Here is a 16,418-nt window from a genome sequence, read left to right as displayed (position 1 = left end):
CTCAGGCGAAGACGTCAGCGTCCTTGAACAGCGCAGCAGCCTGATCTTTGGCGGACAGCTTCGGTTCGTCGTCCAGTTGCCAGTCGATACCCAGATCCGGATCGTCCCAGCGAATGGCACGCTCGGCCGACGGCGTGTAGTAATCAGTGGTCTTGTAGAGGAATTCAGCGAATTCGCTCAGTACCACGAAACCGTGGGCGAAACCTTCCGGTACCCACAGTTGACGGTGGTTTTGCGCCGACAGGCGCACCGCCACCCATTTGCCGAAATGCGGCGAGCTGCGACGAATGTCCACGGCCACATCGAGCACTTCGCCGGCAGTCACGCGGACCAGTTTGCCCTGAGTGTTTTCGAGTTGGTAATGCAGGCCACGCAATACGCCTTTTTGCGAGCGCGAATGGTTGTCCTGCACGAACTGCGTATCCAGGCCGGTCGCGTCCTGGAACGCCTTGGCATTGAAACTCTCGTAGAAGAAACCGCGCTCGTCACCAAAAACCTTGGGTTCAATGATCAGAACACCGGGCAGATCGGTGGTGATTACATTCATGAGGATTTCCAGAGATAAGTGTGAATAGCCGACATTCTTGCGCAAAGTGCCGGAGGGCGCGAGTGTTCGAATGTAAATAGCGGCAACCCGTGCGAAGACGGTTAGGGGTTGCGCATCCTTTGAAGCAATGGCGATATAGGCGCCTAATAAAATTTCAGGGGTCGTTTCATGCCGCTCGCCACGTTGATTCATCGCGCCAGTTTGCCCAGCCCGCAGGTCTCCCCAGGGCAGGCGCTGCAATGGCTGGCAGAACATTACGGGCTCAGCGGCACGTTGCAGGCGCTTGGCAGCCAGCAGGACCTCAATTACCGCGTCGACACTGCCCGCGGGCGCTTTGTGCTGAAGATCTGCCGCGGCGATTACGCCCTGGTGGAACTGCAAGCGCAACACGCCGGGCTCCGATATCTGGCTGAGCACTCCGATGTGCCCGTGCCTGGGGTGATTGCGGCCAACAATGGTCAGGACCTGCTGTCGCTGGAAGCGGGCGGTGAAACAGTCCACGTACGCCTGCTCGATTACATCGAAGGCGAGCCGCTGACCGATCTCGATCATCTGGGCCAGGACGTGGTGGCCGGGTTTGGTCGTCTTTGCGGCGAGATGGATCTGGCACTGGCAGGTTTCGATCATCCGGGTCTTGAGCGCACGTTGCAGTGGGATGCTCGTCATGCCAGTGCGTTGATCAGCCATTTGTTGCCGGTGATCAAGGACGAACGGCAACGCTCGTTGATCGCCGATAGCGCCGAACAGGCCGAGCGTCGCTTGCGGCCATTGCTGGACAAGCTGCCGGTACAGGCGATTCACATGGACATAACCGACGACAACGCCGTTTGGGCACGTGATGCCCAACGCCATTGGCAACTGCAGGGTGTGATCGATTTCGGCGATCTGGTGCGCACCTGGCGTATCAGCGATCTGTCGGTCACCTGCGCGGCGTTGCTGCATCATGCCGGTGGCGATCCATTTGTCATCCTGCCGGCGGTGCAGGCTTATCACGCGGTCAACCCTCTGCAACACGAAGAATTGCAGGCTCTATGGCCATTGATCGTCGCACGGGCCGCGGTATTGGTGCTCAGTGGCGAGCAACAGGTCGGCATTGACCCGAACAATACGTACAGCCGCGACAACCTCAGCCATGAGTGGGAAATATTCCGCGTCGCTGCGTCGGTGCCCATGGCGCTGATGGAAGCGGCAATTCTCACTGCTGTCGGTCAGACCTTGCCTGCGATCAATGGCGAAGGTTTTGCGCCGCTGTTACCGAGTCTGGTCGGACGTGAGTTCGCGCTGATCGATCTCGGCGTACTGAGTCCGCATTTCGAGGCTGGCAACTGGGAGCAGGAGGGCATTGATCAGCGTCTGTTGACGGAAGCCGCAGCGGCACATGGTTTGGCGGCCAGTCGCTATGGTCAGTATCGGTTGTCACGTACCCGGCCCGACTGCGCCGATGAGCCGGAGACTTTTCCACTGCATGTCGAATTGCGCGTGCCTGGCGGCACCGCCGTGGAGGCGCCGTTTGCCGGTGTGCTGCATCTGGCGGCGGACGGCGCGTTGCAACTGGATGGGCCTGAGCTGAGCGTTTGTCTGCGCGGCGTGACGCCTTCGCTGCACAGTGGCGCAGCGCTGGTCAAAGGTCAGGTGCTGGGCGCAGTCAGCGGACCACTGATCATGCAATTGAGCCGAGGCGCGCAATTGCATGCGCCGCTGTTCTGCACGCCGTCCCGGGCGCCTGCGTGGCAGGCCTTGTGTCCTTCTCCGGCAGCTCTGCTGGGGCTGGCCTGTGATGCTGAACCGGAACTGGATGCGAAGGCCCTGCTGGAACGTCGCGACGCCAGCTTCGCCCGCACGCAAAAACATTATTACGTCGATCCGCCGCGCATCGAACGTGGCTGGCGCAATCACCTGATCGACATGCAGGGCCGTTCCTACCTCGACATGCTCAACAATGTCGCGGTGCTCGGTCACGGTCACCCGCGCATGGCCGCCGTCGCCGCCCGCCAATGGTCGTTGCTCAACACCAACTCGCGGTTCAACTATGCCGCCGTCGCCGAGTTCTCCGAGCGCTTGCTGAAGCTGGCGCCGGAGGGCATGGATCGGGTGTTCCTTGTCAACAGTGGCAGCGAGGCCAATGACTTGGCGATCCGCTTGGCCTGGGCTTATAGCGGTGGCCGCGACGTGGTCAGCGTGCTTGAGGCCTATCACGGCTGGACCGTCGGCGCCGATGCCGTCTCGACCTCGATTGCCGATAACCCGAAGGCGCTGGAAAGCCGCCCGGACTGGGTGCATCCAGTGACCGCGCCGAATATTTATCGCGGTCAATTCCGTGGCCTCGATTCCGCACCTGGCTACGTGCGCAGTGTTGAACATCAATTGCAAAAAATCGCCGAACAGCAACGCCAACTGGCGGGTTTCATCTGTGAACCGGTGTACGGCAATGCCGGTGGTATTTCCCTGCCACCGAATTATCTGAAACAGGTCTACGCGCTGGTGCGTGCACAGGGCGGCGTGTGCATTGCCGATGAAGTGCAGGTTGGCTACGGGCGCATGGGCAGGTTTTTCTGGGGATTCGAGGACCAGGGCGTGGTGCCGGACATCATCACCATGGCCAAAGGCATGGGCAACGGCCAACCGCTTGGCGCGGTGATCACGCGTCGGGAAATCGCCGAAGCGCTGGAGGCTGAAGGCTACTTCTTCTCCTCGGCGGGCGGCAGTCCGGTGAGCTGCCAGATCGGCATGGCGGTGCTCGACGTCATGGAGGAAGAAAAACTCTGGGAGAACGCGCAAGTGGTCGGTGGCCACTTCAAGGTGCGGCTCGAAGCGTTGATCGATAAACATCCGCTGGTGGGCGCGGTGCATGGTTCCGGCTTCTATCTGGGACTGGAATTGATCCGCAACCGCGAGACACTCGAACCGGCGAGCGAGGAAACCGCGCTGCTGTGTGATCGCCTGCGTGAACTGGGAATCTTCATGCAGCCGACCGGCGATGACCTGAACATACTGAAGATCAAGCCACCGATGGTGACGTCGCGGCGCAGCGTGGATTTCTTTGTCGATATGCTCGATCGAGTGCTGGAAGAAGGCCTGTAAATCCACCGGATCTTCTGTGGGAGCGAGCTTGCTCGCGAAAGCGGAGTGTCAGACCAGGATAGGCCGGTTGGTCTGACGCCTTCGCGAGCAAGCTCGCTCCCACACAGGATTTGTGCGCATAGTTCGATTTGTATCGGGTTAAATTAAGTCTTTTTAGACGGAATACATTTTTTACGATTTTAAATACGATATTTATCGGTTATAAAGTCGCCATCGCTTTGAAAGCCTTCGACGGTTCCCAGGAGTCCAGATCCCATGACCACTTTGAAAAGTACCCCACGCGATGACGGTTTCTACATGCCGGCCGAGTGGGCGCCGCAGACTCAAACCTGGATGATCTGGCCTGAACGCCCGGACAACTGGCGTCTGGGCGGCAAACCGGCGCAAGCCGCACACGCTGCCGTGGCCAAAGCCATCGCGCGTTTTGAACCGGTGACCGTGGCCGTGTCCGCCGGCCAATACGAAAACGCCCGCGCGCGCCTCGACGTGCCGAATATTCGCGTGGTCGAGATGTCCAGTGATGACGCCTGGGTACGCGACAGCGGCCCGACTTTCGTCATCAACAACAACGGTGAAGTGCGCGGTGTGAACTGGGACTTCAATGCCTGGGGCGGTTTTGACGGCGGTCTGTATTCGCCGTGGAACCGTGATTCGCAGGTTGGCGGCAAGATCCTCGAGGTCGAGCGCAGCCCGCGTTACCGCACTGAAGGTTTTGTGCTTGAGGGCGGTTCGATTCATGTCGATGGCGAAGGCACGCTGATCACCACCGAGGAATGCCTGCTCAACCGCAATCGCAACCCGCATCTGGGCCGCGAAGAAATCGAAGCGGTACTGAGCGCCAATCTGGCTGTGGATAAAATCATCTGGCTGCCCGATGGTTTATTCAACGACGAAACCGACGGTCATGTGGATAACTTCTGCTGCTACGTACGCCCGGGCGAAGTGCTGCTGGCGTGGACCGACGACCCGCAGGATCCGAACTACCCACGCTGCCAGGCCGCGATGAGCGTGCTGCAAAGCAGCACCGATGCCAAGGGGCGCCCGTTCACGGTGCACAAGATGCCGATTCCGGGGCCGCTGTACGCGACCGAAGAAGAGTGCGCCGGCGTCGATCCGGTCGACGGCACGCAGGAGCGTAATCCGTCCGTGCGTCTGGCCGGCTCCTACGTGAACTTTCTGATCGTCAACGGCGGCATCATCGCGCCAAGCTTCGACGATCCGATGGACGCCCCGGCCAAGGAAATTCTGCAGCAACTGTTCCCACAGCACGAAGTGGTGATGGTGCCGGGCCGCGAACTGTTACTGGGTGGCGGCAATATCCACTGCCTTACCCAGCAGCAACCCGCGCCGCACAAAGAGTGAGTTGAGTTGTAACAGCTTGAGTTGATTAACAAATCAGCCAGGCAATGATTAGCTCGCTATGCATCAGCTGAGGCCCGCAGTCCGACAGGACGGCGGGCTTCTTTGTATCCGCTTGTCGACAACTAAGAAATATTGGCATAGCTCTTGTATTCATCACCTGTGCACTAGGGAGGGGGAAGAACTACAACAGTTCTGTCATAAACCTTGGATAACGTAGCCGCTCAAGAACGGGGAGAGAGCGCTGAAATGAACGCCGAAGTGAACGTAGTCAGCGAGCGGACGTTGCATCCCATGGCCGTTAACGGCGAATCGCTCCAGATTGTCGCGCACTGGTTGAAGTCCAATGGAACGCGTCAGATCAGGGAACCTGATCCGCGCCGGATGATGATCGAGCGTTACCCCGCTGACCTGTTCAGCGAGGCCGAACTGGAAGCGTTATGGGCTGTGATGGAAGGATAAGAACAACAACAGGGATTGATGAAAGCGCTGCCGGAATGGCGGCGCTTTTTTATGCACGACTGTTTTGTGAACACCCATTCAATGTGGGAGCGAGCCTGCTCGCGAATGCGGTGGATCAGGTTACGACGATGTCGACTGACCTGACGATTTCGCGAGCAGGCTCGCTCCCACAGGGATTTGTGTGAAATCAGAAACTGTAGGTGCCGGTCATCACAACGCTGCGCGGCGCGCCTGGCTGGATCTGATATTGGCTGGTCGCCGACGCGAAGTACTCGCGATCGGTGATGTTGTTCAACGCTGCACGCAAATCCCAATCCTTCATGCGGTATCCCACCAGCGCATCCCAGCGGCCATAACCTGGCAACACGGTGGTGTTGGCATTGTCGGCATAACGCTGACCGACCAGGGTCAGACCGGTTTCGCCGTACCAGCCCATTTCCGGTTTCCAGGTCAGGAACAGGCTGCCGTTGCGTTTGGCGACGTTGTTGATGCGTTTGCCTTCCAGGCCGTTGTTGTCCTTCTCAATGGTTGCATCCTGTACGCCGATGCCACCGCGCATGTACCAGTTGCCGACGATGTTGCCGGTCGCGGTCAGCTCGATCCCGCGAGAGCGTTGCAGGCCCGACAATACGGTCAGGGTCGGGTCATTAGGATCGGTGGTGCGGCGGTTGTAGAGTTCCAGGTCATAGATCGCCAGCGTGGTGCTCAAGCGATCATCCAGCCAGTCGCTCTTCACGCCGATTTCTTTCTGCTTGGTCAACTCGGGGCTCAGGTCGTTGCTGTTGCCGGCCGCACCCGGAGTGATGCCGATCAGACCGCCGCCGACGGGTGAGAAGGTTTTCGACCACGAGGCGTAGAACGAGTGATTCTGCAGTGGCGTCCAGACCAGACCGACACGCGGGCTGGTGCTATGGCTGTCACGGTCTTCGGAGATGTTGCGCAGCTTGTTGGTCGATTCGATATCGAAGGTGTCGTAGCGCAGACCGCCGAGCAATTGCCATTGATCGTTCAGGCGCAGTTGATCCTGCACATACACCGCGCGGCTTTCGACTTCCGTGTGGCTGTTGCTGGAGACTTGCATGCTGCCGGTATGGCGCAGGTTGCGGTCGGGGCTGTAGAGGTCGAGCGACGGCACGGGACGTGCGCCAGGGGTTCTGCCGGTAGCGGCGTTATACAAGGTCGGATCGCGACGCTGGCTGCCGGTTTCAACGCCGGTGAGCAGGCGATGCTCAAGACCGAACGTATCGAAACTGCCTTCCAGTTCGAGGTTGTTGTAAATGTTGCGGGTGGTCAGATCCTGCTGCCAGTGCTGACGTGCGACCTTGTTGGTTTTGCTGTCGAAACCGGTCAGGTAAGTGTTATCGAAATCACTGTCGAGCTTGAACACACCGAGGGTCTGGCGCAGTTGCCAGTTGTCGTTGATTTCGTAAGTGAGTTTCGAGCGCAGCGACTGCGACTTGTCGTCGATAAAGTCGTGGTCGTTGCCATAAGTGGTGTCGCGACCGACATCCGCCGGACGCCCGTTGACGCCGGGAATGCCGCGATCCGGGGTGCGGTTGTAACGGCTGTATTCGTACTGCACCAGCCAGTTCAGATCCGGCGTCAATTGCCAGCTCATCGACGGTGCGAACAGTTGGCGATTGCCACTGACGCCGTCGCGAAAGCTGTTTTCATCCATGTTGCCCATGTTCAGGCGCAGGCTGAGGTTGTCGCTCGGGTCGGTGCTTAGGTCAGCGTAAAGGCTGCGCAAATCTTCGCTGCCACCTTGGGCCTCAATGGTCGAGCGGCGGCCGAATTCCGGCATCTTGCTGACGCGGTTAACGATCCCGCCCTGGCTGCCACGGCCATAAAGGACAGCTGCGGGGCCTTTGAGGACTTCGACGCGTTCGATGTTGTGCAAGTCGCGCTTGTATTGGCTGTCGTCGCGGATACCGTCCAGATAGAAATCGTTGCTCGCATCGAAGCCACGGATGCGCAGGCTGTCGAAGCGAGTGTCGGCGCTGCTGCTGACGTTGGGCATACCGCTCAAAGCGTCGCCGATATCGTTGGTGCCATAGCTGGCGACGTTCGAGGTTTTGATCGAGTCTATGGCTTGCGGCACGTAACGCACCGGGGTCGAGGTGCGGGTCGCGGTGTTGCTGACGTTTACGCGTGGATCATCGGCTTGCGCTTCGGCGCTGATCGCAGTGGCGGGAAGTTCGGTCGCGGAGTAGGCAAAACCGCTGGATAGAAAAGCAGAAAGCCCAAGAGTGACGGGCGTAAGACGGAACGGGGCAGGCATTGAAAAGCGCATCCGAAAGGGTAGGGGAATTCGAGCGCGCGAATGGTAATGCTTTGCATTTGCTTCCGTAATTTATTCTTGAGAAGTTCCCCAGGTTCATTGTTTCAATTTATGTCGAGATCGATACAAATCGCGTAGTCGGGCATTCGACCGGTTCAAGCAACAGACTGAAAGTCATTCTGGCGTTTTTCCGCAATGCCTCGGGGTTTAGTCTGCCGGCATCGAGTTTTTCAACTTTCTTGCCGGTATTTTTGATGATCCTTCACTACATTTACGATCCATTGTGCGGCTGGTGCTATGGCGCCAAACCGCTGGTTCAAGCGGCGCAGCAAGTAATGCCGGTCATCGCGCATGCGGGGGGCATGATGAGCGGTGCCAATCGCCAGAACGTTTCGGCGCAGCTGCGCAGTTATGTAATCCCGCATGATCGGCGCATCGCTGAATACACCGGGCAGCCTTTCGGCGAGGCCTACTTTGAAGGCTTGCTGCGCGATCACTCGGCGGTATTCGATTCGACGCCGCCGATTGCCGCCGTCATGGCGGCGGATCACATCGATGGGCGTGGTCTTGAATTGCTTGGGCATGTGCAGACGGCGCACTACCTGGAAGGGCGACGGATTGCTGATGAATCGGTATTGCAGGATCTCGCCGTGCGGATGGGTTACGCCGTCGAAAGCTTTCAGGCTGCGCTCAGTTCCGTGGATACCGAGCAGCATGTAAAAGCCAGTCGTGCGCTGTTGGCTCAACTGGGCGGACAAGGTTTCCCAACATTCGCGCTGGAAGACAACGGTCAGTTCACGCTGGTGGATATCAGTCCATGGCTGGGCAAACCGCAGGCGTTTGCCGACTGGTTGAACCAGGCGCTCACAGCCGAAGAAACCGGGGAAGGGGCTGTATTTTGTGGCACCGACGGCTGCGCTGATGTTCGCTGAAATCACTGGCTGACGGCATTTCCGGGCAAGCGGATATCGCAAAAATTACATTTCTTAGACGATTTTTACCTATTTAAAGACGATTCTTGAAATTGACACATTATTGAGGGCGCGGCTACGATTCGGCCCAACGCCTGTGGCCAACCGCCATGACTCAAAAAAATGAAAGGGCTCGCCAAAGTCTGGCTTTGGCGAGCCGTTTTATTTCGGGGTGAAAAGAAGAGTGCAAAAGCGCCGTTTCAGCCGTTCGACACAGCGCGTTTCAACCCGTAATAAGGAAAACAAAATGTTGAACAAGCGGATCAGTCTGATCGCATTGGGGATGTTGAGCGCCACTCAGGCCATGGCTAACGACCAGGCCGAATCCAAGGGTTTTGTTGAAGACAGCAGCCTCAAAGTGCTGCTGCGCAACGCCTACATCAATCGTGACTACAAAGACGGCAACGCCGACAAATCCGAATGGGGCCAAGCGGCCATCGGTACGTTCTCGTCCGGTTTCACTCAAGGCACCATCGGTGTCGGTGTTGACGCCTTCGGTCTGTACGCACTGAACCTGGAGCGTAGCGAAGATCGCAGCGGTGCTGGCGGTATCGACTTCTTCAAGCGTGGTGACAGCGGCAAGCCGGCCAACGACCTGTCCAAGGGCGGCGCGGCGGTCAAATTCCGTCTGTCCAGCACCACCCTGACTTACGGTGACCAGATGCCGGCGCTGCCGGTGCTGAACTACGACAATTCGCGACTGCTGCCGGAAAGCTACACCGGTACCTTGATCACTTCTAAAGAGATCAAAGGCCTGGAGCTGAACGCCGGTCGTTTCACCGCCGAGTCGCGCAAGAGCGCTGAAGGCCGTGACAGCGGTGGTCTGAAGTCGATCAACGTGTTGGGCGGTAGCTACCAGTTCACCGAACACTTCAAAGGCGCGCTGTACGCTTCCGACGTTGAAGACGTGTTGAAGAAGCAATACGTGAACGCCAACTACGTGTTCCCGATCGACAAGGATCAGTCCCTGACCCTGGACTTCAACGGCTACCGCACCAAGCTGGACAACTCCTATGTCCGCGAAAGCGGTGCTACCGGTGATGACAACAAGATCTGGAGCCTGGCAGCGACTTTCGCCACCGGCCCGCACTCGTTCACCGTGGCGCACCAGCGCTCTACCGGTGACAGCAACCTGGGCTATGCCTACGGCGGTTACCAGAAAGAACAAGGTCGTGTCGGCGACGGTGGCAACACCATCTACCTGGCCAACTCGTACTGGTCCGACTTCAACGCTGAAGACGAACGCAGCTGGCAGCTGGGCTACGGCCTGGACTTCGGCGCATTCGGCGTACCGGGCCTGAGCTACAACTTCGCTTACGTGCGTGGCGACAATATCACCACCTCCACCAGCGAAGGCGGTACCGAGCGCGAGATCTTCAACCAGTTCAAATACGTCGTGCAGTCTGGCCCGGCCAAAGACCTGAGCGTGAAACTGCGCAGCTCGATCCTGCGTGTTTCGCAGAAATCCAGCGAGTACAACGTCAGCGGTAACGAACTGCGTGTGTTCGTGGATTACCCGATCAACATCTTCTGATGATCGATCGAGTGTAAGAAACTTGAGAAAAACCCCGACTGGTTCGGGGTTTTTTTTCGACGGGTTTTCGATGAAAACCGGAAAAAACCCGTGTTTTTGTCATGTGAAAGTTGTTTTAAGGTGGCTGCAAACGCCGTTTCAAACAGGGCTTTAAATGCCTGAAATTCTTTCTCATGGACGCAAATTCTCCACCTAATAGATTAGGCCGCTCAATGCAGCGGAGAATTTGGTAATGATCGTTTTGAACAGAGAAGTGGGCGAATCGCTACGGCGCGACAAATATGTCAACGTCCAGGGTGGTGACTTCAATCTCTACGGTCATTTCGCCGACTTCGTCAGACTGACCAAAAGTTGGGAAAACATGGAGCCTGACAGTTACTACGGTCAGGCCGAAGCCGGCATGCGTTACCGTCGTTACAGCGACTTTGAGTACAACCCGAAAACCCGCGAGCTGACGCAACTTGAGCATCGCGCGTACGTACAATCGAAAGAGAACAACGCCTACGTTGGCGGCCTGGTACGACACTTCCAGGACTTCTCCGATGAAGTGATCACTTCACCGGTGATGCGCAGCCTGATCGACACCGATTTCGAAGTGTACAAAAGCGTGCTGCCGGAAGAGCTGCACGATGAAATCTGGCAATGCCAGATCCATCAGATCCGCATCGAGATCAAACCGGGCAAGCAACTGGAAATCACCCCGGAAGGGATTCACTGTGACGGTTACCCGTTCAGCGGTGTGCACTTCTGGGGCCGCAACAATGTCGAGGGTGCGGAGAGTCGTCTGTACGACATCCATGAGCATCAACTGGCGTCGACCACTTATCAGGAAATTCTCGACACCACCTACTTCCTTGATCGCGATATGCGCCACTACGTGACCCCGGCGCGTAATACGAACACCCATGCCATGGCGTACCGGCAGATTCTGGCGATTTCCTTCTCGCGGCCCGGGACCGCTTTCGACATTGTTCGCTAATCAGATCACCCCAATCGATGGCGTCGAGTGCTCGACGCCGGTGGTGCTGCGACGCGCCACGGCCAAGGACGCGCAGCGCATGGAGCGCTTCTTCCGCCAGTTCGACGAAGTGTCCTTCTGCGAATGGCAGGACGCCAAGTGCCTGCGCGGCGTGTTGATCCAGAAAACCACCACGTCGTATCTCGCCTTCGACATCGCTGGCGAAATCGTCGGTGCGGTACTGGGCGGCATGCTCGGCAGTCGCGGCACGATCAATCATCTGGCCGTCAGCCCGCGCTATCGCAGCCAGGGTGTCGGTCAACGACTGGTTGAAGCGGCGTCTTCCGACATGAAGCGGGTCGGTGTGTTACGGATGTTTCTGTTCGTCGACGATGCTAACCTCGCGGGCAAGCGTTTTTGGACTGCCCAGGGTTTTTGCGAGCCTCATGGCGAACGAACATTTGAGAGGGATCTATGAATGAAACGTCCGGCAGTGCGCCGTTGATGGTCAACCATCAGCCGTCGCGCACGTTTGCCGAAGCCAGCCCGGTGGTCGCCGGATATTTCACGGTGTCATTCGTGTTCGGGCTGATGGCCGTCAACGCGGGCCTGCCGATGTGGCTGCCGGTGGCGATGTGCTTGTTCGTGTATGCCGGCGCTTCGCAATTCGCCGCGTTGGCGCTGATCTCAAGTGGAGCGTCGCTGACCACCATCGTGTTGACCACGTTCCTGATCAACGCGCGACACATGCTGATGTCGGTGTACATGGCCAAAGCCCTGCGCGCGCTGGGTTTGAGCCGTATGGAGCGTTGGGCTTACGCCGGTGGCCTGACCGATGAATCCTTCGCTTTCCACAGTGTGAAACTCGGCACCGGCGCGCCGGTCAACGTGCGCTATCTGATCGGCTTCAACCTGTTCTGCCACACCTCATGGGTGCTCGGTGGTTTGCTCGGCGCGGTCTGCGCGCAATATGCCGCGCACCTGATCAAATATCAGCTTGATTACGCCCTCACCGCAATGATGCTCTACGTGCTGGTGTCGCTGTGCAACACCCGCAACAAGCTCATCGCTGCCGCCGCTGCCGTGCTGTGCATGGGCGCGTTGAGCCTGGTCGGCAGCTCGCCGTTCAATGTGTTTATCGCCACGTTTGTGGGCTGCGGAGTGGGTGTATGCCTGACCAAACGTTCCTGATTCTGGTGGTCGCGCTGATGATGGCCGTGACCTTCCTGCCGCGCGCCTTGCCCCTGCAAGTCAATACCGAGCACTGGCCGCCGTTTATCGCGCGGGCGCTGGAATACTTGCCGGTGGCGATCGTCGCTGCGATCAGCCTGACTCCCTTGTTGATCAAGGATCAGCACATACAGCTCGATCGCCCGGAATTCTATGCTGCGATTCCGACGTTGTTATGTGCGTATTTCAGCAAAAACCTCTTTCTCAGTGTGGCGGTTGGGACGGCTGCGTACATTGCGCTCGGCTCGTTCATGTAGTGGCAGATCGACGACATCATTCAACGCCTGGTTCGACAGCTCCGGATTGTTCACCGCCAGGCGCACTTCGAGGAAATCCTCGAAACCAGGGAAAATCGTCAGGCCGTTCTTCTGCGCGGCCTCACGCGAGACCATGCCGACCGCGTCCATCTGCGTGATCAACGACAACGTCAGCGTTTCACTGCACGAATAGACCATGCGCTGACCGTTCTCGTGATTGCCCAGCCCGGCGTCGAGAAAACGCAAAAAGCTGTGGGAATACGGACAATCTTCCGCAGGACGCACCTGAAACTTGTTGCCCAGCAACGTCAGCGGATCATTCTCCTGACCGCAATGTGCACCGACCACCTGCACCTGCACATCCGGCAAGACAATGCTCGGCAAACCCGGACGCTGCGGACCGATCAGCACCGCGAGGTCAAAGTCTTCGTTCTTCAGCTTGCTGAGATTTTCCATCGACTCGGCGTAGCTGAATTCCATCTGATAATCGGGAAACACCTCAATCAGGCGTCCGATCATTCGCCGGTTGAAGTCAGTCGACAACGTGTTGTTCAACGCAACCTTCAACGTGCGCTGCCCCGGCACTTTCAGCGCCTCGACCTTTTCTTCCATCTGTCGCGTGGCAATCAGCACTTTGTCCATATACGGCGTCAGCTCAGAGCCTTGCGGCGTCAGCGTCAGCCCTTTGTTGGAACGACGAAACAAGCGGAAACCGAACTGCTCTTCGACCTTGTTCAACTGCGCGGCCAACGCCTGCACAGTCAGGCACGAATGCTCGGCTGCGGCCGACAACGAGCCGGTCTGCACGATGCGCATGAGGTTGCGTAAGGTTCTGCTATCCATGGGTAATGCCCTCTAAAGTGGGCTGGGTATTGTTGGTTACGAGACTGCCGATCCGGCGGCCATATGCTGGGTATATTCCTGTACCTGAGCATAGTTGTCGCGGGTTTAGTAGCGAATCGATGTCCCCGCCGATGGCTGGAGGCTGACACAGGATCGGGGTTTTTGGTGACGTGGGGGTGATGAAGGTCAAAAAATACTGACTTCGAATAACAATTCCTGATGATTTTCGGCATCTGTTGTTCGAAACAATTTGCTTCATATCTGGATTAAAAGATCACAAGTATCCGTATCTGTACTAGGCTGAAACATGTCCTTTCATTAAGGGAGGCGAGCATGCCTACCTCATCCCCAGCCCTCACCCCACGCGAACAACTCGACGCCCCCGAAGCCGGCCGCGTCGCGCTGAAGTTCTTCTTCAACCTCATGGAGCGCTGGGGCTGCAGCGCCGAGCAGCAACGCACATTACTCGGCGGCGTTGGCAACACAACGTTCTACAAATACAAACACCTGCCGAACATACGTCTGCCTAACGACACCCTTGAGCGCATCTCTTATCTGATGGGCATTCACAAGGCGTTGAGCATCATCTTCAGCAACAGCCGCGAGCGTGCTTACACGTGGGTCAGTAGTCCGAACACGGCAGCGCCATTCAATGGCCAAACTGCGCTGGATTACATGCTGGCGGGTCGAGTGGTCGATATCGCCGATGTGCGTCGCTACCTCGACGGGGTGCGCGGTTGAAAGTACCCGAGATGGCTGATGTGGCGTGGCCGAGAGCCTATCGGATCGTCAACAGCAGCTTCCCGCCGATTGCGCTGTTCGAAGACGTGCTCGATCCCGAAGATCTGGAAATTGCCTACGCGATTGAAGCACTGACCAATGATCGCCTGATCGAACAGGCCGGCGTACTCGCCCGCGTGCGACCCGAAGATCGACTCTCCGGCCCCGGATCGACTCCGGTGATGGCTGCGTTTACTCATATTGGCAAACGCAGTCGTTTCTGCGATGGCACCTTCGGCGTTTACTACGCTGCGAGCAGCCAAGCCGCGGCCATCTCCGAAACCTGTTATCACCAGGAACGTTTTCTTGCGGCGACCCAGGAAGCGGACCTTGAATTGACCATGCGGACTTACGTTAATCGGGTGGTTAAACCGTTACACGACATTCGCCACGATCACCCCGAACTGCACAATCCGGATCCTGAGGCTTACGGGCCGTCTCAGCTATTCGCCCGGCAACTGCGCGAAACCGAGGCGTGGGGACTGCTCTACAACAGCGTTCGCCTGCCGGGCCATGAATGCGTTGCCGCGTTTCGACCTCCAGCGGTATCGATTCCGAAGCAGGGCAAGCATTTGCGGTATGTGTGGAGTGCGAGTCAGCAGAAAATTTCGTTTGTGCTTGAGATCAGTCAGGTCTGAAACGCAAAAGCCCTCGCATCGGCGAGGGCTTCACGTGGCTGATTACATCAACGGCTTGTCCGACGGCGCATCCATCACTTTCACTACATCATCGATCAGCGCTTTGCTTAACTCCTGCAGATACTGCGAGGCATAAGCGTGAAGATCAGGATCGCGCGAGACTGAAGTGTCCGCAGTGAGCAGTCGTGAAATGTGAAGCAAGTGCGAGGCGTGGGAAAGGGCGGCGATTACCGGTACACCACGGTTGGTGCGGAACATCGCTTGATTGGAGTGGAAGGAAAAGTGGGTGAGGCCGAGGGTTTTCAGATCTTGAGAATGGGTCATTTCGCTTCACCTGCAGTTCGAGAAGGGCTGCGTGAAGTGACGTGGCTTGCTGGCGGATCAATGACTTTCATTTGTGAACTCCCTGTATCAAATGAGAGCTGCCATTTCGTTCTCAGGCGAAAGGGTGGCAGCTATGCGCAGGCTGAGAAACCGGAGATACAGGAACCCGGCAGACCCGAAGGTCTCCCACGCACAGCCGCCATTGCACGTGAATGCGGGCAAAAAAAAACGCCGGCAATCGTGGGTTGGGGCGCTGTTGCGCCTGTATCTTACGCGGGTTCTCAGGCCCGGTCGCTGAATTGGCAGCGACGGGTTTGACGGTAGCTTGAGCTGGGTAGATGCGCAATCGTGGCCAGGTGGTGGCGGGGTGGATGCTCTAGGCTCTAAAACGTTAGATGCAACAGTTATGTTGCATATGCAGCAAATATGTTGCATGGTCGCTCTACCGAAACGGCGAGTGACGCACATGAAGTACAGCGAGTTTCGGCGATGGTTGAAAGCCCAAGGCGTTGAGTTTCAAAGCGGCAAGGGCAGTCACTTCAAGGTCTCTTTGAATGGCAAATCAACTGTGTTTCCCGACCACGGAGCCAAGGAAATGGGCGAAGGGCTGAGAAAATCGATAATCAAGCAGTTGGGCCTCAAGGATTGAGGCCTAGCTGTACCCGATGAGAGGAAGCGTAATGTTCGAATATGCGTTGGAAGTTCACGAAGAGCCTGGCTGCATCTGGTTATCCTGCGCAGAAATTCCAGAAATGCACGCCGCCGGCGATACCGTCGAGCAAGCGTTGGACAGCGCTATCGATGGGATCGAGACGGCACTTTCAATTTACGTTGATGATCGCCGGTTGATTCCGACCGGTCAGGCGGGAGAGCAGGAAAGTGGCGCTGTATTGCGTCTGCCTGCGCTGACTGCGGCGAAGATTGCGCTGTGGAATACGCTTTTGGAGTCTGGAGTGAGCAAAGCCGAACTGGCACGCCGGCTAGGTGTACAACGGCCGCAGGTGGATCGCTTGGTTGATTTTTTGCACCACTCGAAAATCGAGAATGTAGAGAGAGCACTGCAGCAGCTTGGGCGGCGAATCTCGATTTCGGTTGAAGCTGCCTGAGTCATTGCACGCTTAATCCCCCCCCCCCACAGCATTAACTGTGGGGA

17 protein-coding genes are annotated in these 16,418 nt (G+C 57.5%); 13 read left to right on the top strand and 4 right to left on the bottom strand.

Features of this window, described 5'->3' with window-relative positions; all coding sequences use genetic code 11:
- Position 1: 1 nt before the first annotated feature.
- Positions 2 to 547: a dTDP-4-dehydrorhamnose 3,5-epimerase gene (gene rfbC, locus CQ009_RS11255; RefSeq protein ID WP_105706147.1), complete on the bottom strand. Its 546-nt coding sequence runs from the start codon at positions 545 to 547 to the stop codon at positions 2 to 4.
- Between the two features lie 168 nt (positions 548 to 715).
- Here rfbC and CQ009_RS11250 point away from each other — a divergent pair, with 168 nt between their 5' ends.
- From CQ009_RS11250 to CQ009_RS11240, 3 genes are all read left to right on the top strand, one after another.
- Positions 716 to 3,628 (top strand): aminotransferase, encoded by a 2,913-nt coding sequence (locus CQ009_RS11250; protein ID WP_105706145.1) that lies wholly within the window; start codon positions 716 to 718, stop codon positions 3,626 to 3,628.
- A gap of 255 nt (positions 3,629 to 3,883) precedes the next feature.
- A complete protein-coding gene (gene aguA / locus CQ009_RS11245) occupies positions 3,884 to 4,990 on the top strand; it encodes an agmatine deiminase (RefSeq protein ID WP_105706143.1) in 1,107 nt (368 codons plus the stop codon).
- Between the two features lie 246 nt (positions 4,991 to 5,236).
- Positions 5,237 to 5,449 (top strand): hypothetical protein, encoded by a 213-nt coding sequence (locus tag CQ009_RS11240; RefSeq protein WP_064388957.1) that lies wholly within the window; start codon positions 5,237 to 5,239, stop codon positions 5,447 to 5,449.
- Positions 5,450 to 5,636: 187 nt separating this feature from the next.
- Here the strand turns inward: CQ009_RS11240 and CQ009_RS11235 are convergent, their stop codons facing one another.
- Positions 5,637 to 7,730, bottom strand: coding sequence for a TonB-dependent siderophore receptor (locus CQ009_RS11235; RefSeq protein WP_105706140.1), 2,094 nt, complete (start codon positions 7,728 to 7,730; stop codon positions 5,637 to 5,639).
- A gap of 254 nt (positions 7,731 to 7,984) precedes the next feature.
- On the opposite strand from CQ009_RS11235, the gene CQ009_RS11230 reads away from it, so the two are divergent.
- The 6 genes from CQ009_RS11230 to CQ009_RS11205 all read left to right on the top strand — a co-directional run bounded on the left by CQ009_RS11230 (position 7,985) and on the right by CQ009_RS11205 (position 12,680).
- On the top strand, positions 7,985 to 8,662 hold the full coding sequence (locus CQ009_RS11230) for a DsbA family protein (RefSeq protein WP_105706138.1): 678 nt from the start codon (positions 7,985 to 7,987) through the stop codon (positions 8,660 to 8,662).
- 286 nt (positions 8,663 to 8,948) lie between these two features.
- Entirely contained in the window at positions 8,949 to 10,235 is a 1,287-nt protein-coding gene (locus tag CQ009_RS11225; RefSeq protein ID WP_064388954.1) for an OprD family porin, read from the top strand.
- A 232-nt stretch (positions 10,236 to 10,467) separates the two neighbouring features.
- Positions 10,468 to 11,214 (top strand): 2OG-Fe dioxygenase family protein, encoded by a 747-nt coding sequence (locus CQ009_RS11220; RefSeq protein WP_105706135.1) that lies wholly within the window; start codon positions 10,468 to 10,470, stop codon positions 11,212 to 11,214.
- 79 nt (positions 11,215 to 11,293) lie between these two features.
- The gene (locus CQ009_RS11215) at positions 11,294 to 11,671 is read left to right on the top strand and encodes a GNAT family N-acetyltransferase (RefSeq protein ID WP_064388952.1); all 378 of its coding nucleotides are present in this window, start codon (positions 11,294 to 11,296) and stop codon (positions 11,669 to 11,671) included.
- Positions 11,668 to 12,384 carry an AzlC family ABC transporter permease gene (locus tag CQ009_RS11210; RefSeq protein WP_038359884.1) on the top strand — a complete coding sequence of 239 codons (717 nt, stop codon included), beginning with the start codon at positions 11,668 to 11,670 and terminating at the stop codon, positions 12,382 to 12,384. Before CQ009_RS11215 ends, CQ009_RS11210 begins: the two co-directional genes overlap by 4 nt.
- The gene (locus CQ009_RS11205) at positions 12,363 to 12,680 is read left to right on the top strand and encodes an AzlD domain-containing protein (protein WP_007909127.1); all 318 of its coding nucleotides are present in this window, start codon (positions 12,363 to 12,365) and stop codon (positions 12,678 to 12,680) included. The genes CQ009_RS11210 and CQ009_RS11205 overlap by 22 nt, the downstream gene beginning before the upstream one ends.
- On the opposite strand, the gene CQ009_RS11200 is transcribed toward CQ009_RS11205, so the two are convergent.
- Positions 12,597 to 13,523, bottom strand: coding sequence for a LysR family transcriptional regulator (locus CQ009_RS11200; RefSeq protein ID WP_064388950.1), 927 nt, complete (start codon positions 13,521 to 13,523; stop codon positions 12,597 to 12,599). The two genes, CQ009_RS11205 and CQ009_RS11200, sit on opposite strands and share 84 nt — an antisense overlap.
- Before the next feature lie 333 nt (positions 13,524 to 13,856).
- On the opposite strand from CQ009_RS11200, the gene CQ009_RS11195 reads away from it, so the two are divergent.
- Together CQ009_RS11195 and CQ009_RS11190 are read left to right on the top strand one after the other, a co-directional pair.
- Positions 13,857 to 14,264: an MbcA/ParS/Xre antitoxin family protein gene (locus CQ009_RS11195; RefSeq protein ID WP_008080521.1), complete on the top strand. Its 408-nt coding sequence runs from the start codon at positions 13,857 to 13,859 to the stop codon at positions 14,262 to 14,264.
- Between the two features lie 11 nt (positions 14,265 to 14,275).
- Entirely contained in the window at positions 14,276 to 14,941 is a 666-nt protein-coding gene (locus tag CQ009_RS11190; protein ID WP_105706132.1) for an RES family NAD+ phosphorylase, read from the top strand.
- 42 nt (positions 14,942 to 14,983) lie between these two features.
- Here the strand turns inward: CQ009_RS11190 and CQ009_RS11185 are convergent, their stop codons facing one another.
- Positions 14,984 to 15,265: a DUF3077 domain-containing protein gene (locus CQ009_RS11185; RefSeq protein ID WP_105706130.1), complete on the bottom strand. Its 282-nt coding sequence runs from the start codon at positions 15,263 to 15,265 to the stop codon at positions 14,984 to 14,986.
- Positions 15,266 to 15,731: 466 nt separating this feature from the next.
- Here CQ009_RS11185 and CQ009_RS11175 point away from each other — a divergent pair, with 466 nt between their 5' ends.
- Entirely contained in the window at positions 15,732 to 15,914 is a 183-nt protein-coding gene (locus CQ009_RS11175) for a type II toxin-antitoxin system HicA family toxin (protein WP_008080524.1), read from the top strand.
- A 31-nt stretch (positions 15,915 to 15,945) separates the two neighbouring features.
- Positions 15,946 to 16,371, top strand: a complete 426-nt coding sequence (locus CQ009_RS11170; RefSeq protein WP_105706124.1) for a type II toxin-antitoxin system HicB family antitoxin — start codon at positions 15,946 to 15,948, stop codon at positions 16,369 to 16,371.
- Positions 16,372 to 16,418: the final 47 nt, after the last annotated feature.

The organism is Pseudomonas sp. MYb2 (assembly GCF_002979955.1).
Lineage (GTDB): Bacteria > Pseudomonadota > Gammaproteobacteria > Pseudomonadales > Pseudomonadaceae > Aquipseudomonas.
This window is presented reverse-complemented; position numbering and strand designations above follow the sequence as displayed.